We start from the raw sequence: 19,387 nt of genomic DNA, 5'->3' as shown, positions 1-19,387 counted from the left end.
GCCTGGTGATGCCTCTGAAGTGCCTGAAGAAAGGCCGGCTCCCGGTACTGCTCCTCCGTTCCCAGGGGCAACGTCAGCCGCCACATCTCGTTCGACCGAACGAGCGCGTCCGAGACCTGCCTCCGTGCCTCGGTCAGCCGGCCGAGCGCTGCGGTCCTCGCAGCCGGATCATCCGCTATCAGTCCGAACGCCCAGCCCAGTCGCTCATCCCATGCACAAGCGTCGTCCGCACCTGCACCTGCCACTACAGCCACGCAGGAGATCATCCCCCAGGCCACTCGGCTGGCTCCACCCGGCGGTGCGGGCAGACGCAACAGCTCTGAGGCGTAGCGTCCGTGAGCCGGGAACCGTCCGCTCACCCTCCTTCAGCGCACGTGATCACAAAACGGACGCCCGCCGACTACGCCGACGCCCTCAGCGTTGTACGGGATTGGAGTTCAGGCATTCCTCGGCAAATGCGAGAGCCTTGAGGTGGTAGGCGCGTGCGGCCCAGCCGAGGCTGATGTTGTGGCCGGCGTGAGGCAGGCGGTCGATGACGACCCGTGGAGCTGAGGACAGGCGTGCGGTCAGGTCGTCGAGAGCGTCGTCGTCGTGGCTCCACCAGGCTTCGTGCTCGGCGAAAGTAAGCCGGACCGGGACGCGAACGCGGGGCAGGATCGCCGCCGACAGCCGCGCCCAACCAACCACCGTGCTGGTCTCAAGTGTGGGCGTGGGCTCCACCACGGTTCGGGCCAGTCGGAATGTGTCCGGCGGATACAAGTGCAACGGGCCCCAGTTCAACTTTCGGTGGCCCATGCCGCCTTCACGACCGACCCGGCCGGGGCTGACTGCCAGCCTGCGTCCGCACCCCGAGACATCCATCCCCAGAAGACTCGTCTCCTCCCAGCCGGCGGCGGCCGCCAAGGCGACCTTGGCTCCGAAGGAGTGCGCCAGCACATACGTCCCGGCTCCCTGCGCGTGGCGTGCGGTGAACTGCGCGACTGCGGCTCGCACGGTGGAGGCTTGTGCCATCAGTCTCTGCCCTACGGGCAGGCGCACCGCCGAGGCTCCGTAGCCCGGACGGTCCAGTGCCAGCACCGTGTAGCCCAGACGGGCCCCGATGGACAGCAGGGACACGTCAGGATGTGCCTGGCCAGCGAAATATCGTGCGTTCATGCCACTGCCGTGCAGAGCAAGGATGACGGCACGGGGAGAGCCGTGCGAGGGCTCACTGAGCAGGCCGGACAGCGTGATGCCGTTCGCTTTGAGGGTCACCGGACGTACGTCCGTGGAGAGCGGCCCATGACGCGACTCCAGCATGACTGATGGGTCAGTCGGGGGCGCCTGGGCGGTGGAGGCATCAGTCACGGTGCCCCTCCTCGACTTCGCCGGCAGTGCCGAATCGCTGACACCCTGGTGGACGCCAATGGCACCGTAGGTCCTCCGGCATCAGTCCTCATGTCGCCCGAGCCACGCCGGTTCGGCAGGCCCGCCCTCATGTTTCATGGTGAAGCCGGTGCCAGCCACCTGGGCGGTCCATTCCTCCGCCGTCTGGTGGAGCACGGCACACGGATGGTTGATGGCTTGCTCGTCCTCTCACCTGTTGAGCCTCTGCTGGCGGCCTGGCGGCCTGGCGGCCTGGCGGCCTGGCGGCCTGGCGGCCTGGCGGCCTGGCGGCCTGGCGGCCTGGCGGCCTGGCGGCCTGGCGGCCTGCGCCCCAGTCCGAGGGTTGTCGTCACAGCCACCGAATCGTTCGGGCGGCCCGGGTCACGACCGCCGCGTAGCCGACGCCGAGCACGAGGGAGGCGAAGAGGGCGGTGAGCGGGAAGTCCTCCTGGAGGTAGGGGTAGACCTGGTAGTGCGTCAGGTAGATGTAGAGGGAACTGCTCGCCAGGACGCCGGCGAGGGCGCTGAGCGGGCCGATGCTGGGCAGGGTCGGTACCCAGATCAGCAGCCCCAGCCCGGTGATCACGAGGGCTGTTCGCAGGGGCTGGTCCTGGAACAGTCCGGGCACGGTGAGGAGCAGCACGGCCGTGAGCAGGGCCCGTTGCGGCACGGTGGCCGCCCGCGCGGCCGCCCACCCGAGTGCGAACAGCCAGAAGACCACCGAGGGGCTCAGCTGGGGGCGGGCGGAGGCCAGACCCAGCAGGTCGTAGCGGCCGACCAGGCCGACGGCCATGAGCGCGAGCGGCACTCCGAACGCGTACTGCCGCTCCAACCGGTCCAGCAGCGGTAGGGCCATGAGCCCGGCGAGGATGACCAGGTAGTAGACCAGCGCCTCTACGAACCAGTAGGCCCAGTCGAAGCGGTCGTTGCCCTGGGAGAGCAGGCTGTTGAGCAGCACCGCGTTGGCCGGGTCGTAGAAGTCGGTCAGGACGACCGCGCCGGTGATCCACACCATGCTCGGTGCCGCGATGCGGGCGATGCTGCGCCAGAAATGCCGTACGCGTTCTCGGCGTTCGGCGTCGGTCAGTTGGAAGCGGGCGAAGTTGTAGCCCGTGATGCCGAGGAGGATGTGGGCGAAGCCCTTGATGTCGAAGATCTGGATGTGTGAGCCGACGATGAGGACGATCCCGACCGCGCGCAGGGCGATGCCGGTTTCCAGGGTGCGGCGGGTCCGCCAGGACCGCGGGGCGGTCCAGGAGCGCAGCGCCCGCATGAGTCCCGGCGCGGACCGGGCTCGCCGTGTCGGTGCCGGCCACTCCTGGGCCTCGGGCCTCTCTGCTGTGGGCGATGCCAAGGGCCTCAGCTCGCGGATGGTCCTCGTATGCCAGTTGGCTGGCAGATGGCCGAGCGCTTCTTCCAGACGCAGGGACATCTCGACGTAGCACAGGGAATCGCCGCCCAGGCTGACGAAGCTGCTCTCCTCGGTGACGTCGGTGCGGTCGAGGATCTCCGCAAAGAGGCTGCGCAGGTCCTCACCGGTGCTGGTCGTCTCCTCCTGCTCGGCGCACGTGAGGTGTCTGACGGCCTCGTAGTCGGGTTTGCCCGTGGCCAGGCGGGGAAGTTCGGACAGGACTCGGACGCGTATCGCGCGAGGCGGGAGCCCGCACTCCTGCGCGACCAGTCGCCGGATCCGTGCTTCCTCGCCGGTGTTGCCGAGCGCGGCCACCGCCAGCGTTTCCCCGTCGCCCGCGCAGTAGGCGGTGACCCCCCGGGCGTCCAGCAGTGTCTCCACTTGCTGCGGATCGATCCGTAGTCCAAGGATCTTCGCGAAGCGGCTGCGGCGGCCCACGATCTCGTACATCCCGTCGGACGCGCGCCGGGCGAGGTCCCCGGTGTGCAGTTCCTCCACGATCCGGCCGAGACCGAGGTCGGCCGGGCTCTCGGCGTAACCGAGCATCACGTTCGGCCCCGAGTAGACCAGTTCACCGACATCCGGACCGTGGCCGTCGACCGGTTGCAGCCGGAACGAGCCGCCGGGTACCGGTACGCCGATGGCCTCCGGGCGTTCTGCGGCGAGGTGCGGCGGGAGGTAGGCCATGCGGGCGGTGGCCTCGGTCTGGCCGTACATCACGAACAGCTCCCAGCCGGAGCCGCGGCCCAGTTCGGCGTACCGGGCGACGCGTTCGGGCGCGAGCCGGCCCCCGGCCTGGGTGATGCGGCGCAGGTGCGGAAGCCGCTTGTGCTCGAAGCCGACACGGTCGAGCAGGTCGAAGGTGTACGGCACCCCGGCGAGCGAGGTGCCGCGCGCGGCACGGAACTCCTCCCAGAAGGCGGCGTCGGACACGGACCGCTCGGTGAGGACGAGTCCGGCGCCGCGCAGCAGGTGGCTGTGGATGACGGACAGGCCGTAGCAGTAGTGCATGGGCAGCGTGGTGGCCGCGCGGTCGGTCTCGTCGATGCCGAGGTACGTGGCGATGGACTCCGCGTTGGCCTGGAGGCTGTCGTGGGAGAGCCGCACCAGCTTCGGCGAGCCGGTCGAGCCGGAGGTGCTCAGCAGCAGGGCGAGGTCGGGGTGGAGGGTGTGGGCGCTCTCGGGGTGCCGTTCGTCGAGGTCCCATGTCCCGTCGGCGTGCGGGCGGGCCACGACGTCCGGGGCGTATGCCTCGGTCAGCGAGCGGATGGTGCTCTCGCTGTCGCCGGGGACGAGCAGGACGGGGTGGCCGGCGGACAGGGCGGCCAGGTACGTGACGAGCGCGTCGGTGCGGTTTGCACCGGCGAGCAGCACCAGACGCCGTACCGGCCCAAGGCGGTCGGCGGTAGCGGCCACCCGCCGGGCCAGTTCGCGGTACGACAGCTCTCCGTCCGGCGTGATGAGTGCGAGGCGGTCGCCGTAGGCCGGGAGTTGGCGCGCGAACGGCACGGTTTTCGGCCACGGTGCGGGTGGTGTGCCGGGGGCGGCAGGTGCCGGAAGGGATCCGGAGAGGTGGACCACGGGGAGCCCTTTCTGTGGCAACGTCCGCTATCAGCACAGAGGCCCTTGACGTTTAGGTAAGCTTTACCTTATTCATAGCATGGTCAAAAACAAGCCACAGCAAATCCATAGGATCGCTTCGCCGCGAGCCTCGTAGGAAGGCACACACCATGCGACGCCCCTCGGTTCGCCGGATCACTGCGCTGGTCGCGGCCGGCCTGTTGCTCCCCGCCCTCGCGGCATGCGGCTCCGACGACAAGGACAGCGGGAGCGGGAGCGGCGACTCCGCCCTCGTCATCTACTCCGGCCGCAACGAGAAGCTGGTGAAGCCGCTGCTGGACAAGCTGGAGAAGGCCGTCGGCAGCAAGGTCGAGGTCCGCTACGGCGAAAGCGCCGAACTCGCCGCGCAGATCCTGGAGGAGGGCGACCGCACCAAGGCCGGCCTGTTCTTCTCCCAGGACGCCGGAGCACTGGGCGCCCTGTCCAAGGAGGGCATGCTGCAGAAGCTGCCCACGGCCACCCTGGACAAGGTCGACGAGGCGTACCGCGGCTCCGAAGGTGACTGGGTCGGTCTCTCCGGGCGCGTCCGCGTCATCGCCTACAACCCGGACAAGGTCACCGAGGACAAGGCTCCGGACAGTGTCTTCGACGTGGTCAAGCCCGAGTGGAAGGGCAAGGTCGGCTTCGCGCCCACCAACGCCTCCTTCCAGGCTTTCGTCACCGGCATGCGGGTCCTCAAGGGCGACGACGTCACCCGCAAGTGGCTCGAGGACCTGAAGGCGAACGGCGCCAAGACCTACGCCCACAACCTCGCCACCCTGGACGCCGTCGAGGCCGGCGAGGTCGAACTCGGCCTGGTCAACCACTACTACTGGTACGAGCGCGTCGCCGAGAAGGGCGAGGACAAGGTCAACTCCAAGCTGAACTTCCTGCCCGGCAAGGACCCCGGCGCGCTCATCAACGTCGCCGGAGCGGGCATCCTCAAGGACAACGGACAGAGCGCGACCGCCCAGAAGGCCGTGGACTACCTGCTGTCGAAGGAGGCACAGACCTACTTCGCAAACAACACCAAGGAGTACCCGCTGGCCGCAGGCGTCACCAGCACCGTGGAGGGCCTGCCGGCGTTCGACTCGCTCGAATCACCCGACATCGACCTCGGCAAGCTGGAGTCCCTCCAGGAGACACTGGCCATGCTCCAGGACGCCGGACTGGTCTGACCCGCCGTGCACACACCGTCGTCCACCTCGCGCCCGAAAGGAGCCTCGGACCCAACCGGGCGCGAGCGCGTGCGCGAAGCAAGCGGGAGCCGTACGGCCCGCTCCATCCGCACGCGGATCAGGGTACTTCGCAAGCCGGGCAAAGCCCGCGGGCTCGATCGCCGACCGGCATTGATCCTGCTGGTCCCCGCCTGTGTCGCCGCCCTCTTCGCCCTGCTGCCGCTCGGCTACCTCGCCGTCCGCGCCCTGGAACGGGGCCCGGCCTTCGCCTGGGACGTCGTCGCCGACGAACGGACGCTCGACCTCCTCGGCCGCAGCCTTGGCCTGACCGCCGTGGTCGTGGCGGCGTGTCTGGTGCTGGGTATCTCCCTGGCCTGGCTGACCGTGCGCACAGCCCTGCCCGGGGCCCGCGCCTGGTCGGTGCTGGCCACGCTGCCGCTCGCCGTACCGAGTTACGTGGCCGCGTTCGCCTGGCTGTCGGCCGAGCCGGATCTCGCCGGCTTCGGTGGTGCCGCACTCGCGCTGACGCTGGTCAGCTTCCCGTACGTGCATCTTCCGGTCGCCGCCGCGCTGCGGGGCATCGACCCGGCACAGGAGGAGGCCGCACGCTCCCTCGGCCACGGCCCGCTGCGCACCTTCGTCCGCGTCACGCTCCCACAGTTGCGGCCTGCGGCAGCGGGCGGAGCACTGCTCGTCGCGCTGTACGTGCTCTCCGACTTCGGCGCGGTGTCACTGATGCGGTACGACACGTTCACCCGCGCCATCCACACCTCCTACCGTGCCTCCTTCGACCGGACCCCGGCCGCCGCCCTCAGCGTGGTGCTGGTCGTGATGACCATCGCGCTCGTGGCCGCCGAGGCCCGTACACGCGGACGCGCAGGGCACGCACGGACCGGAACGGGCACCGCCCGCCCGGCCGTTCCGATCGCCCTCGGCCCATGGCGACCACTCGCCTTGCTGTGGTGCGCGGCGGTGACGGCCGTAGCCGTCGCCTTCCCGCTCGGCACCCTCGGGTACTGGCTGGCCATCGGCAGCTCGGCCACCTGGGATCTGGGCGGGCTCGCGACGACAGCATGGGCCACCTTCGGGGTCGCCGCGGCGGGCGCCGGACTCACCACGCTCCTCGCCCTGCCGGTCGGGGTGATCGCGGCCCGGCACCGGGGGCGCGGCGCCCGACTGCTGGAGCAGGCGGCCTACGCGGGCCACGCGCTGCCCGGCATCACGGTCGCCCTCGCCCTGGTCTTCTTCGCCGTCCGCTACGCCTACCCGCTGTACCAGCAACTACCGCTGCTGGTCTGCGCCTACGCCGTCCTCTTCCTGCCGGTCGCGGTGGCCGCCACCCGCGCGGCCGTGCTCCAGGCGCCGCCCGTCCTGGAGGACGTCGCACGCTCGCTCGGACGACGACCCTGGCAGGTACTGCGCGAGGTCACCGTGCCGCTGGCCGCGCCCGGTGTCGCCGCCGGGGCGGCACTCACCTTCGTGGTCTGCATGAAGGAACTACCCGCAACCCTCCTCCTGCGCCCCACCGGCATGGACACCTTGGCCACCCGGCTGTGGACCGAGACCGGCGCCGGCTCCTTCGCGGCCGCCGCCCCGTACGCCGCCGTGCTGATCCTGCTGGCCGCCGTCCCCTCCTACCTTCTAGGCAGGCACCGGAATTGACGCCTCCCCCGTCTGAAGGTGGGGGATTCCTAGCTCACGTTGCCTCATCCCCGGCGGGGGTGCAGGTCTTACACGATCAGCACTAGCCGGGTTGCAGACCAGCCCGGACCAGCATCAGGCGGGCGCTGTTCTTGTCTCTCGGACAGACGGCGCCGCACGCGGTGCAGGTATACGTTCGTTCGGAAAGAGGTAGTGCGTGCTTGGTTCTCGTTCCGCACTTGGCGCAGTCCATTGTGGTGTGCGCGGGGTGGACCAGGTGCACGATCCTGCCGTGCTTCCTGGCCATCTCGATCAACGCCTTCTTGGTCGTGCCGACGGCCGCGTCCGCAACCTTGCGCGCCATGGTGGTCTTCGCGAGGAACTTGGGCCGGAAGTCTTCCACGGCGATCTGGTCGTGGTCGCGTACGACCTTCTTGGCCCACTTACGGCTGGTGTCCTGCCGCTGGGCGGCAACTTTCCGGTGCAGCTTCGCGGTCTGCCGCTGCGCCTCGCGGTATCCCTTCGATCCCGCCTGTCCTTTGGCCGGACGGCGCCGGCCCATCATCCGCTGGTAGCGGGCAAGCTTCTGCGCGGCCGTCCGGCCGTGTTGCGGGTGGGGAAGGTCGTGGTCGTCGGACGTGGTGGTCGCGGTCTCCTTGACACCCCAGTCGATCCCGATCACCCGCCCGGTGGAGGGGAGCTGTTCGGTCACGGCAGGGACGACGAAGGATGCCCACCAGTGCCCGACCGCATCGCGGTACACACGCACGCTGGACGGGGCCTTGGGCAGTGGCCGCGACCACACCGGCCGCACCACAATCCCGCCAGCCAGATACAGGTGACCATCCTTCAGACGGAACCCCCGCCGGGTGTACTCAAGCGTCGGCAGCGCCTCACGCTTCTTCTTCCACTTCGGCATCCCGGCCCGCCGCCGCATCGGCACACCGGCCCTGATGTCCTTCAGCGCCTTGGCGCGGGACCTGCCGAAGTCTCGTATCACCTGCTGCTGAGGAACGCACGCGCCTTCCCGGAGCCATGGTGTCCGGGCGCGGGCCTCGGTCAGCATCGCCGCGAGCTGCACCGGACCGCACGTCGTCCTCTCGCCGGTCGCCCGGTTGTGCGCGTGCACAGCCTTGGACTTGGCGACGCACTCATTCCACACCCAGCGCAACCGGTCCCACTCCGCATCAAGAGCAGAGCGGGCCGTAGACGAAAAACGCAGACGGTAGGTGTACCGGCAATGCCCGGACCTCTCCGTGATCGCTTCTGTCGTCATGCATCCGAACCTACCCGGCAGGACTGACAGTTGAGAGCTCCTGCCCTGAGCGGGCTGCCTCACCTGCGCTTTTTGGTGTACGGCGATCCGCCCTGCCAGCGAATCGCCTTCCCCGACCCCGCTCCCGCGGGAGCTTCGATTCCTCCCGGCTGAAGCCGGGGGTATCCACGAAGGAGACCTGATGAACGACGCGAACGCACTGCACGTCGACGGGCTCACCAAGTCCTACGGAGCCGGAGAGCCGGTCCTTCGCGGCCTCGAACTTTCCGTCCCCGCAGGCGCGTTGGCGGCGGTCCTCGGGCCCTCCGGCTGCGGCAAGACCACCATGCTGCGAGTCGTCGCCGGATTCCTGCACGCCGACGCGGGCACCGTCCGACTCGGTGACCGGCTCCTGAGCGGGCCCGGCGTCCACCTCCCGCCGGAGCGGCGCCGTATCGGCATCGTGCCCCAGGAAGGCGCCCTCTTCCCGCACCTGAGCGTGGCCCGCAACGTCGCCTTCGGACTGACCGGCACCGACCGGGCCGAGCGGCGGCGCACCACCGAGGAGATGCTCGAACTGGTCGGCCTCGCCGGCTACGGCGACCGCATGCCGCACGAACTGTCCGGCGGCCAGCAACAACGCATCGCCCTGGCCCGCGCACTCGCCCCACGACCCGGGCTCGTGCTGCTCGACGAACCGTTCAACGCCCTCGACAGCGCCCTGCGGGCAGGAGTGCGGGCGGACGTACGGGCCGCGCTCCGGGTGACCGGCGCCACGGCGGTCCTCGTCACCCACGACCAGCAGGAAGCCCTGTCCACTGCCGACCTCGTCGCCGTCGTACGAGACGGACAGGTCGCCCAGTGCGCCACCCCCCAGGACCTCTACCGGCACCCCGCCGACCCCTGGATCGCCGACTTCGTCGGCGACGCCGTCCTGCTCCCCGGCACCGTCGAAGGCGCCCGCACGGCCCTGACCGCCCTGGGCGCCGTCCCCCTCGCCACTCTGCCCGAAGGACTGCGCACCGGCACGGTCCTGCTCCGCCCTGAACAACTCCTGCTGACCGACGCGGACTCCGAGGGATCGGCCCGAGGCACGGTGGCGGACGTCGCGTACTACGGCCACGACGCCATGGTCACTGTGACCGTCCAGGGCCACGACACCCCGGTCGGCATCCGAGTGGCGGGCCCCCTGTCCGTGCGGCCGGGGGAGGAGACGGGCATCCGCGTGGTGGGCGAGGCCGACCTCCACCCGTAGCCGTGTGGGGACGGGTGGGTCTGGTCAGGCGTGTTCGCCGAAGCCGTCGAGGAGGAGCTTGGCGGTCTTCTCCGCGCCGTCGGTGCGGATGGCGGTCGCCAACTCCCTTGCTGTGGCGGTGGTCTGGGCGGTCAGGGCCGTTGCCAGGGCGGCCGACAGGGACTCCATGGTCGGGACCGGGCCGTCGTGGGCCGCGCCGATGCCCAGGGTGGCCACCCGGCCTGCCCAGTACGGCTGGTCCACGAGCTGTGGAATCACCACCTGGGGCACGCCTGCCCTCGCCGCCGTCGTGGTCGTGCCCGCTCCTCCGTGGTGGACGACGGCGGCCGTGCGCGGGAACAGCGCCTGGTGGTTCGTCTCTCCCACGGCCAGGCAGTCGTCCTGGTCGTCGATGAGCGCCAGGTCGGCCCAGCCGCGGGAGACGAGCACACGGCGGCCCTGGGCGCGTACGGCCTCGATGGCCACCCGGGCGGCGTCGGACGAACCCTGCATGGCCATGCTGCCGAACCCTACGTACACCGGTGCTTCCCCGGCCTGGAGGAAGGCCTCGACGTCGGCGGGGAGGGGGCGTTCGTCGGGCTGGACCCAGACGCCGGTCTGCAGGACGTCGAGATCCGCCGGCTCCAGCCACGGTCCGAGCACCGGGTCCGCGGCCAGCAAGGGCCGACCGGTGATCGCGTAATCACGGACGCTGTCCAGCGGCGGCAGCCCCACCTCCTTTCTGAAGGAGGTGAGTCCGGGGCCGTAGACCGCGTTCTGGCCCTCGACGTCCAAGTCCCACAGCGTCCGGTTGTCGGTCACGCCCTCGGGGAGGGGACGGCCGGGCAGCGGGTACGGCGGGTGGTGCGGCGATGGCAGCATGCCGGGGAAGTAGGACACGTAAGCGAACCGCAGCCCCAGCATCTCGGCGGCTGTCCTGGCCCCGGCCACGGCTGGGAACAGGCCGGTCGCGACGACCGTGTCCGCTCCCTGGGCGGCCAGGGTCACGGCCTCGTACTGGGCGGCGGCCAGCATCGCCACCCGCTCGGTCATGGAGGGCGCGGCCGTGGACTTCGCGCCGGCCGCCAGCTTGCGGATCGAAAGACGGACCGGCACCATCTCCACCCCCACGCCGGCAAGCCGCTCGGCGAACTCCTCGTCCTCGGGCGCACACACCCGCACCTCGGCCCCGAGTGCGCGCAGGGAGATCGCCAGCGCCGCCATCGGCTCGACGTCCCCGCGCGATCCGTAAGACGACAACACCACTCGCATGTGACAGTTCCCTTTCGTCCGATCAAGCAATGGTCGCTTGTTTTTGTGTGGCACGGTGCGCGTACTCCTCCTCGCCGATGGCCCGGTTGCCGCCGGTGCCGATCACGTACCGGGTCGGTACGCTCACGCGGTCGACGGCCGGGGAGTTCGAGGTTGGCCTCGGCATGTTGGAACCGTGCCCATCCGTGCGGCCAGGGCGGTGTCGTCGACCGGGACTATGCCGGTCCAGGCGGAGTGCTCGATGGTCATGGTGCACCTCATTTCCGGGCGGGAGGTGGATGAGGAGCGGCGGACGGCCAGGCGCGTTTCGGTTGGCGGATCAGTTTGCGGTCAAGTCGAGTTGGAACTCGCGCGTACGCCGGTAGGCGCGGAAGCCCAGCTCCCGGTTGACGGCCAGCATGTGTACGTTGTCCTCGGCGTTGTCGGTCTCGACCTCGGTGACACCGGGGTGTTCGGCGCGCAGGCGGCGCACCATCGCGGCCTTCAGCCACAGGCCCAGACCGTGCCCTCGGTGCGCGGGCACGACCGCGGTGTCGTACTGCTGGGCCCGTGGCGAGGCGCCGTGGGGGAGGACGACTTCGGTGTAGCCGGCCATGGTGGCGTCGTCGTGGAGGGCGGCGACGGTCAGGAGAGTGTCGCCGCGGTCCACGACGACGCGGGCCATCTCGCGGACGCGGTCGGCGTCCCATGCGACGTGCCCGTAGTCCACGTCGCCCATGGGCATGTCGTTCATCGCGTTCTTGGCGCAGGCGAAGGCTGTGGCGAGGTCGTCGGGGACCGTGCCGGTCCAGCGGGTGAGCCGGTAGCCAGGGTGTTCGGCGTCGGCGACGCCCCGGATCGCGTCGCGGTCCAGTTGGTCGAGTTCCAGGATCAGGTGGTCGAGGGTCAGGACCGGCTTGAAATGCCACCGTTCGGCGAAGGCTTCGCCCGGCCCGTCGGCGCCGGTCGCGACGACCAGGCTGCGCCGGTTCTCCGTGCGGCAGGCGGCGACGACGGCCGCCAGCAGGCGGGATCCGGTGCCCCGGCGGCGGTGTTCGGAGGCGACGTGCAGTTCCAGCTCGGCCAGGTGCTCCTGTCCGGGCTGGGTGAACAGCCGCAGGCCGGCGACGGCGACCGCGGTGCCGTCCTCGTCCGTCGCCATCCATGCCAGCCGCTGGCTGCCCAGGGCCGGCTTGGTCAGCTGGGCGTGGATCTGCCCGGGGCCGGGCGGTGGAACTCCCGGCAGATCGTGGGCGGTTGAGGCGGCGACGACCTGATGCCAGGCGGTGGTCTCGGTGACGGTGATGCGGTGGAGAGGGGTGATGTGCACGTGTGCGGCCAAGACGGCGACTCCTGAGACGGGGAGGGATCGAGGTGAACGAGCTTGGAGATGTTCAACCCCGATGAAGATAGGGACGGTTGACCGACCGCCGCATCGGTCGGCACGACGTAACACGACGCCGAAAGCTCGTGAACGTTAGGTAGGTTGACCGGATGTTGTACGGGCGGGGGACCGAACAGGACCGGATCGATCAGTTGCTCCTGCGTGCCCGAGAGGGCGAGAGCGGCGCGCTGGTGATCCACGGCGAGGCCGGCATGGGCAAGACGGCACTGCTGGCGTACGCGCACGCGTGCGTCTCCGCGGCCGCCGGGCCCGCCCGGGTACTGCGGACCGTGGGCATCGAGTCGGAGATGGAGCTGCCGTTCGGCGGCCTGCACCAGTTGCTGTGGCCCGTGACCGACCGGCTCGACCGGCTCCCGGAGACACAGGCCGCCGCTCTGAAGGCGGCGCTGGGGCTCGCGGGCGAGGCGGTGAGCGACCGCTTCACTGTGGGGACGGCGGTGCTGGCGACCCTCACGCAGGCCGCGGGCGGTGACGAGACGCTTCTGTGTCTGATCGACGACGCGCAATGGCTGGACCAGGCATCGTTGGACGCACTGACCTTCGCGGCGCGCCGCCTGCGCTCCGAGGGTGTGGTGATGCTGTTCGCCGTCCGTGACGGTGTTCCGGGCGGTCGGATCACGGGCCTGCCGAGTCTGCGGTTGAGCGGACTGGACGCCGCGGCCGTCGACGCCCTTCTCACCGACCGGGCCGCCGGACTGTCGCCCTACGCGCGGGAACAAATCGTCAAGCAGGCGCAGGGCAATCCGCTGGCGCTGCTCGAACTGCCCGCGGCGCTCACCGCGGAACAGAGCGCGGGCCGGCTGAACCCGGTCACCCTGCCCGCCGGACTGTCCTCGCCCGCCGGCCGTATCCAGGAGTCGTTCCAGGACCACATCCGCCGGCTGCCCGAGGCCACCCGGGCGATGCTGCTGGTGGCAGCCGCCGACGACACGGGCGACCTCGACCTCGTGCTGCGGGCCTCGACCCGCTTCGGCGCCAGGCTGGAGGACCTTGAGCCGGCAGAACGCGCCACGCTCGTCCTGCTGACCGAGCACACCCTATCCTTCCGCCACCCTCTCATCAGGTCGGCCACATACCAGGACGCCCCCTTGGCCCGCCGCCTCGCCGCCCACCGATCGCTGGCCGACGCGCTGGAGGGGGCGTCCGGCGGCGACCGGCAGGCCGACCGGCGGGCCTGGCACCTGTCCGCCGCCACCACCGGGACGGACGAGCGGGTCGCGGACGAGATGGTGGCCGCCGCGCGGCGGGCCGGCGGCCGGCAGGGCACGTCCGCCGCCTCCGCCGCGTACGAGCGTGCGGCGCAGCTCACGACGGACCCGGCCAGGCGCGCCCGACTGCTGGCCGCGGCGGCCTTCACGTCGGCGGAGGCCGGGCAGTTCGCCCGTACGGCGGCCCTGACCGACCGGATCAACGCGCTCGCGCTCGCCCCGGAGACGCTCGCGGACTTCGCCCGCGTCCGAGCCATCGTCGAACTGGACCGCGGATCACCGGGCGAGGCTACCCGTATCCTCCTCGCCTGCGCGGACCGGATCGGCGACGGCGGCGACCTCCGCGCCCTTCTCGCCGAGGCCGTCCAGGCAGCGTATTCCTCCGGCGACCGGCACCTCCTCGCCGAGGTGGCGGCCCGAATCCCTGACACGCCGGAGTACGTGGTGATGCGTGCGATGACGGACCTGTCCGCCGGCGAAGCGCCGCGATCCCATGACACGGCGGGTGCCGTGCCGGGCGCGGCACTGCGGGCGGGGGAGGGCGCCCCGGACGTGGCCGGAGCCCTGAGCACCGCCGAGGCTCGGAACCCGGCAGGCGCTCCAGCCGCAGCAAGCGTCCCCACCGTGACGGCCGGCACGGCGGCCATCGCGGTCCCGACGACCCCCGCCGCCGACTTCGCCGAGCGGATCACCGCCGGGTTGCACGCCCAACTGCTCGCCCACCACAGCACCGCGTACGAGATAGCCTCCGCTTGCGTACAAGACTGCCGCGCCCAGGACGTGGTCGGCTGGCTCCATACCGCTCTGCACCTGCTCGCCGAGGCCCAACTGGCCCTGGGACGCTACGCCGAGGCGCAGGTCGCCGCCGAGGAGGGCCTGGCGATCGCCGAGGAGTACGGCCGCGACCACCGGGGCACGTACCTGCGGGCGACCCTGGCAACGCTGGCCGCGCTGCGCGGCGACCAAGACCGGTGCGTCGCCCTCGCCGAGGCGGCCCTAGAGCACGCCGACGCCCACGGCATCGCGCTGGCCGCCGCCCACGCCCGCCGGGCCCTGGGGCTGCTCGACCTCGGGCTCGGCGCTGCCGAGAGCGCGCTCGTCCACCTGGAGGGAGCGCGCGCCCGGTTGGGCCATCCGGTGCTGTCGGCCTGGCTGTTGCCCGATCTCGTCGAGGCAGCGGTACGCGCCGGCCACCCGGACCGGGCCGCCGAGTCGATCGGCCGCCTCACCGAGTGGGCGACGGCATCCAAGCACCCGGCGGTGCTCGCCCTGCTCCATCGCTGCCGCGCGTTGACCGGGCCCTTCGAGCAACCCGGAGACGTCGAGCGGCACTTCGACGAAGCGCTGCGCCACCATGATGATAGCCGCCACGAGGCGGGCGGAAACGACGAGGGCCGCCCTTTCGAGCGTGCTCGTACCGAGCTGCTGTACGGCGAGTGGCTGCGCCGCGAACGTCGCCGCACCGACGCCAGGAGCCACCTCCGTGCCGCTCTCGAAGCCCTCGAGACCCTGGACGCCAGGCCCTGGGCCACCCGTACCCGTACCGAACTCCAGGCCACCGGCGAACAGTTCGGCCCGGACGACCGCGCGGACGCCCCGCTGGCCCGGCTCAGCCCCCAGGAACGCGAGGTCGTCCGGCTGGCCGCCACCGGCGCAACCAACCGCGAGATCGCCACCCAGCTCTTTCTGAGCCCCCGCACCGTCGGCCATCACCTCTACCGAGCCTTTCCCAAGCTCGGCATCACCTCCCGGACCGAACTTCCCCAGCTGCTGGGCCAAGACGCCGAGGCCGACCCGAGTCTGTGACCTGGCTCAGGCCACCCGTCCACGGAACCGGCCAGCCAGCGTGCGCCGCGGCGTGGCCGTCACCGCCCCCAGCCGGGACCCTCGCCTGCACGGTGCTGAGATCCCTCACGACCGCGCCGGCGCGCGGGCTCAGGGCTTGCGTGCCAGCCCGGCCGTGATCAGGTGCTCCCAGACGGTGAGTTCCCGTTCACCGGCGTCGGGCCACTGACTGTCGACCGCTTCAGGGCGCCACAGGGGTGCGGGAACGATGCCGGGGTCGAGGATCTCCAGACCGTCCAGCAGATGCTCGATCTCCTCGTCGCTGCGCCACCGGCCACGGCCGAAGGTCTGTTGCAGAACCTTCTCCGCTTCCCTCGTCTCGGAGTTGTTGCCGGAGCGGAAGTGGCTGACGAAGAAGCAACTTCCGGAGGGCACACGGTCGCGCCAGTAGCGGACGATCCGTGCCGGGTCCTCGTCGTCGTTGACGTGATGAAGGATGGCGCTGAACATCACGGCCACCGGGCGCTCGAAGTCGATCAGTTCCTGGGTGTCCGGGTGCTGATAGACGTCTTCGGGGTTGCGTACGTCGGCCGCGACGACGCGGGTGCGGTCGTTCTGCTCCAGCAGTGCGCGGCCGTGGACCAGCACTTGGGGATCGATGTCGACGTACACGATGCGGGACTCCGGAGCGTGCCGCTGCGCCACCTGGTGGACGTTGTCGGCCGTCGGCAGACCGCTGCCCAGGTCGATGAACTGCCGTACGTCGGTCGTCGTCACGATCTCCTTCACCGCTCGCGTCAGTGCGGCGCGATTGGCGAAGGCGATTCCCACCGAGCCGGGAAGGTCCCGTTTGAACACATCGCCGATCTCCCGGTCCACGGCGTAGTTGTCCTTGCCGCCCAGCAGATAGTCGTAGACACGCGCGATACTGGGCGTGGTGGAGTCGATCGAGGTGCCCTCACCAGTCATGACCACCATCTTCGCCCGCGACAGACCTTCCTGACCACCCGGAACGGAAGGGTCGTCAGGGTCGGCGGCGAACTGTCCCGCGTGTGTGAGCGTGTCGTCCCGCGGGCCGATCCGGCCATAGCGCCACCGTCCCTACAAGGCAAGCACCGCTCACCCCGAAGGTGCCGGAGACCGCCGATGTGACTGATAATCGCCGCCCACACAAGACTCCGGCTCACACGTAACCCCAGCGGCCCTCCGCCGCCCCCAGGACAAGCCAGCCGGCGCCCGCACGGCTCACCCCGGCCCGAGTCCGCCGAGGGTTTCGGAACCTCCGCCCGCACCTGCACTGTCCGGCCCGCGGTCGAAACCCCGCAACACCCGGACCAAGAGAGCCACTTGGTTCACGAAGCAGTCCCCCCGGATCCACTTCGACGTCAGGAAGGAGACCAGGCGCCGCGAGAGCAGCATTGAACGCGACAACAGTTGCAGAGGCCAAAAGACACGCTGAATACGCTTGTTACTCGAGGGCGAGGGGGCCGGTCTCGCGGGGGGAGAGCACGTCGCCGAGTTCTGGAAGCGCCTGGGTGCCTGCCTCGGGACGGCTGCGTTACACGAGAAGAGCCGGGGCCTGCCAACGACTATCAGGCTGGAGGGCAGGCTTCACAGGCGTGGCTGTCCATCGCGGTCGCCAGGTCGCGAGCCGCTGCCCGCACCGAGGGATCCTCGTCGCTGGTCAGTACGACTACTGTGCCACTGCCGCTGAGCACGGCTTGGTGAGCTGCGCGCTGCACGGTGATCTGCGGAGGATTGCCGTGTTCGAGGATCGCCTGCAGCAGTTCGATCACTCCGGGTCGGCTGGTGACCGAATCGGTCACGGCAAGGTCCCAGAGGAACGGAACCGCTGCGACGGTCGCGTCGAAGACTGCCAGCTCACCGATCCACAGGCCGAGATCGCTCAGCGCATCGGCGCTCGTCCTGGCGTCGCCCCAAGCCACCCTCGACAGCCGGCCCGGAACGTCTCGTGCGGATCCGTAGGCATGCGTCAGCTCGTGCCACCGAACGCGACTCATGCCCTTGAGGATCGTCCCCACCGAGCACTCCTGTCCTGCCGTCCGCTGCCCACCCCAAGCAAGCCTCGCCACTCACGGACGGCGCTGACCTCGAGGCTAGCCCGACACACCGAAGAGTGCTCTCAGAGTGGAGTCGGTCGGAGTGACCGACACGGTCGTTGGGGTCGAGGCCCGGGCGAACGGCCTGTCTGGTGTGTGGGTGCTGGTCAGATCGAACACCTGGCTGCTGGTGCTCGGCCACATAGGTTCGGCGGGTCGGGGGTCATGGCGGTTGGGCTGCCGATGAGCGATGCGGTGAAGTACTGCTTCCCCTTATTGGGTGGACCCTCTCAGCCCCTGAACTGCGTCGATCACGCTGTCCACCACCTCGGTCAGCGGCTTAGACGCATCGATGATCGTCGCGCCATGGCCTTCGTAGATCGCTCGCATCCGAGGGTTCCACTTCAGGGCCGCTGCGAGCTCTTCGGGGTGTTGCCCAAATGTGTTCGTAGTGCGGGTCGCGAGTCGGTGGCGGAGGGTGTCCTCGTCGATCACCAGGCACACGATGAGGGTCGAAAAGATCGCGGACGTCTGCCTCGTTCTCCGCCGACCCGCACAAGAACGCGATTCGGAAACGAGATTCCTCGACGAGGCTCTCAACGCGCTCACGGACGATCGCCCACCCGTATCGGTCGAGCCAGCCCCCAGGAACCGGATCCGGGGGATCCACCACAATTTCGCCCTTAGCCCGGTCGATCCAGCGACTGAAGCCGTCCTCGTCGGCGTCGAGCGCGACGTAGCCACGCGCTCGCAACACCCCGCAGACCGTGGACTTACCAGTTCCTGAATTGCCCGTCACCCACACCAATGTCACGGCGCCAGCGTAGACATGACCACCCCGGGACAGCGCTGTGACCGCGCAGGTTCGCCGGGTTGCGGTCAGGCTGCGGCTTTGAGAGGGCGTCCGCCCCAGCGGATGCCCTTCTCCCTTCGATGCGGACGCGTTCCTTGCGTTCAGCGGCCAGGACGTCCCGGTGACAGGCGTTGGCGTTGCGCCAGCGGAGGTAGGGGTGTAGGGCCCGGGTCTGCTCGGTGTGGTTGGGGTGGTGGGGTTTGGCGATGGTGAACTGCCGCAGCGGCCCGAAGTGTGCCTCGATCGGGTTGGCCCACGAGGCATAGGTCGGGGTGAAGCACAACTCGAACTTGTGCTTCACGGCCCAGCGGCGGATGTCGGCGCCTTTGTGGGCGGACAGGTTGTCCAGGATCACGTAGACCGGAGCCCCGGCGGGCCGGGCGGCGCGGATCGAATTCAGTGCGGCCAGCGTGTTCGCGGCGCCTTCCTTGCGGCGGTTGACGCCCCACAGACGGTCGTCGGCGACCGAGTAGCAGCCGTGGAAGCACCGCACCCCGTGGGTGCGGTGGTACGTGGCCGGCACCCGGTCGGGGTGCTTCCGTTCGGCCCAGTCCGAGCCCGCGATGGGCCGGATCCCGAGCGGGCCGAATTCGCCGAAGGCGAATAGCCGGTCGGGGAAGCGGTCAAAGACCTCCTCGATCCGGTCCAGTTACGCCTCGCGATCCGGGTCGGGGGATTCCTTCCATGTCTTGGTGCGCTGGAAGGTGATTCTGCGGCGGGCGAGAGGCCGCGTCAGGTTTCGCGGCCGATGAGAAATCACCCGGCCGTGGACTTTGCGCAGGTAGGCGACGAGTTTGCGCAGTGACCAGCGAGTGAAAGGCTGGCCGAGCTTGGTGGGGCGGGTGGTGGCCGTCTGGATGACGAAGTCCTCGTCGTCATCGCTGAGTTGGCGGGGACGGCCTCCCGCCCACTGAGACATCTCACGATGCCAAGTCGTCAAGCTGCTGCGGCCAGTTCGGAGGGGAAGGCGATGTGTTCGTCGAACAGTTCGCCTGCCTGAAGGCAGTGGTAGAGCTGGCCGATCATGCGGTTGAACAGGTGTCGCTGGGCGGCGGCGTGCCAGTCTCCTTGCTCGCGTCGGCGCCGGTAGTGGGCGTCCGCGCCGGGAGAGGACCGCAGAGCGGAGAAGGCCCACAGGTAGC

11 protein-coding genes and 4 pseudogenes are annotated in these 19,387 nt (G+C 70.0%); 5 read left to right on the top strand and 10 right to left on the bottom strand.

Annotated features, from left to right (window positions below; translation table 11 throughout):
* Window positions 1-414 precede the first annotated feature (414 nt).
* Together ACIRD7_RS40140 and ACIRD7_RS40135 are read right to left on the bottom strand one after the other, a co-directional pair.
* Window positions 415-1,299, bottom strand: coding sequence for an alpha/beta hydrolase (locus tag ACIRD7_RS40140; protein ID WP_403461014.1), 885 nt, complete (start codon window positions 1,297-1,299; stop codon window positions 415-417).
* Between the two features lie 415 nt (window positions 1,300-1,714).
* Window positions 1,715-4,285: an AMP-binding protein gene (locus tag ACIRD7_RS40135; RefSeq protein WP_403461013.1), complete on the bottom strand. Its 2,571-nt coding sequence runs from the start codon at window positions 4,283-4,285 to the stop codon at window positions 1,715-1,717.
* A gap of 221 nt (window positions 4,286-4,506) precedes the next feature.
* On the opposite strand from ACIRD7_RS40135, the gene ACIRD7_RS40130 reads away from it, so the two are divergent.
* Window positions 4,507-5,553, top strand: a complete 1,047-nt coding sequence (locus tag ACIRD7_RS40130; RefSeq protein WP_403461012.1) for an iron ABC transporter substrate-binding protein — start codon at window positions 4,507-4,509, stop codon at window positions 5,551-5,553.
* Window positions 5,554-5,724: 171 nt separating this feature from the next.
* Window positions 5,725-7,215, top strand: a complete 1,491-nt coding sequence (locus ACIRD7_RS40125; RefSeq protein WP_403461009.1) for an ABC transporter permease — start codon at window positions 5,725-5,727, stop codon at window positions 7,213-7,215.
* Here ACIRD7_RS40125 and ACIRD7_RS40120 read toward each other — a convergent pair.
* Window positions 7,195-8,470, bottom strand: a pseudogene (locus ACIRD7_RS40120) (RNA-guided endonuclease InsQ/TnpB family protein). The gene ACIRD7_RS40125 and the pseudogene ACIRD7_RS40120 overlap by 21 nt on opposite strands.
* Before the next feature lie 181 nt (window positions 8,471-8,651).
* Here ACIRD7_RS40120 and ACIRD7_RS40115 point away from each other — a divergent pair.
* On the top strand, window positions 8,652-9,704 hold the full coding sequence (locus tag ACIRD7_RS40115) for an ABC transporter ATP-binding protein (RefSeq protein WP_403461007.1): 1,053 nt from the start codon (window positions 8,652-8,654) through the stop codon (window positions 9,702-9,704).
* A gap of 24 nt (window positions 9,705-9,728) precedes the next feature.
* Here ACIRD7_RS40115 and ACIRD7_RS40110 read toward each other — a convergent pair whose 3' ends face one another.
* Together ACIRD7_RS40110 and ACIRD7_RS40105 are read right to left on the bottom strand one after the other, a co-directional pair.
* The gene (locus tag ACIRD7_RS40110; RefSeq protein WP_403461005.1) at window positions 9,729-10,955 is read right to left on the bottom strand and encodes a glycosyltransferase; all 1,227 of its coding nucleotides are present in this window, start codon (window positions 10,953-10,955) and stop codon (window positions 9,729-9,731) included.
* 319 nt (window positions 10,956-11,274) lie between these two features.
* Window positions 11,275-12,276, bottom strand: a complete 1,002-nt coding sequence (locus ACIRD7_RS40105; protein ID WP_403461004.1) for a GNAT family N-acetyltransferase — start codon at window positions 12,274-12,276, stop codon at window positions 11,275-11,277.
* Window positions 12,277-12,428: 152 nt separating this feature from the next.
* Between ACIRD7_RS40105 and ACIRD7_RS40100 the strand changes: the two genes are divergently transcribed.
* Window positions 12,429-15,353, top strand: a complete 2,925-nt coding sequence (locus ACIRD7_RS40100; RefSeq protein ID WP_403461003.1) for an AAA family ATPase — start codon at window positions 12,429-12,431, stop codon at window positions 15,351-15,353.
* A 129-nt stretch (window positions 15,354-15,482) separates the two neighbouring features.
* Here the strand turns inward: ACIRD7_RS40100 and ACIRD7_RS40095 are convergent, their stop codons facing one another.
* On the bottom strand, window positions 15,483-16,301 hold the full coding sequence (locus tag ACIRD7_RS40095; RefSeq protein WP_403461000.1) for an SAM-dependent methyltransferase: 819 nt from the start codon (window positions 16,299-16,301) through the stop codon (window positions 15,483-15,485).
* 183 nt (window positions 16,302-16,484) lie between these two features.
* Here ACIRD7_RS40095 and ACIRD7_RS40090 point away from each other — a divergent pair.
* Window positions 16,485-16,791: pseudogene (locus ACIRD7_RS40090) on the top strand (transposase); the annotation flags it as partial.
* Window positions 16,792-16,924: 133 nt separating this feature from the next.
* Here ACIRD7_RS40090 and ACIRD7_RS40085 read toward each other — a convergent pair.
* The 4 genes and pseudogenes from ACIRD7_RS40085 to ACIRD7_RS40070 form a co-directional block, all read right to left on the bottom strand.
* Window positions 16,925-17,374, bottom strand: a complete 450-nt coding sequence (locus ACIRD7_RS40085; protein ID WP_403460999.1) for a hypothetical protein — start codon at window positions 17,372-17,374, stop codon at window positions 16,925-16,927.
* A gap of 291 nt (window positions 17,375-17,665) precedes the next feature.
* Window positions 17,666-17,887, bottom strand: coding sequence for a hypothetical protein (locus ACIRD7_RS40080; RefSeq protein WP_403460997.1), 222 nt, complete (start codon window positions 17,885-17,887; stop codon window positions 17,666-17,668).
* 384 nt (window positions 17,888-18,271) lie between these two features.
* Window positions 18,272-19,158, bottom strand: a pseudogene (locus tag ACIRD7_RS40075) (IS630 family transposase); the annotation flags it as partial.
* A 23-nt stretch (window positions 19,159-19,181) separates the two neighbouring features.
* Window positions 19,182-19,387: pseudogene (locus ACIRD7_RS40070) on the bottom strand (IS110 family transposase); the annotation flags it as partial.

Origin of the sequence: Streptomyces sp. NPDC093568, from assembly GCF_044764945.1 — a bacterium.
GTDB lineage: Bacteria > Actinomycetota > Actinomycetes > Streptomycetales > Streptomycetaceae > Streptomyces.
Note: the sequence above shows the minus strand (reverse complement) of the source record. Positions and strands in the feature narration are given on the sequence as shown.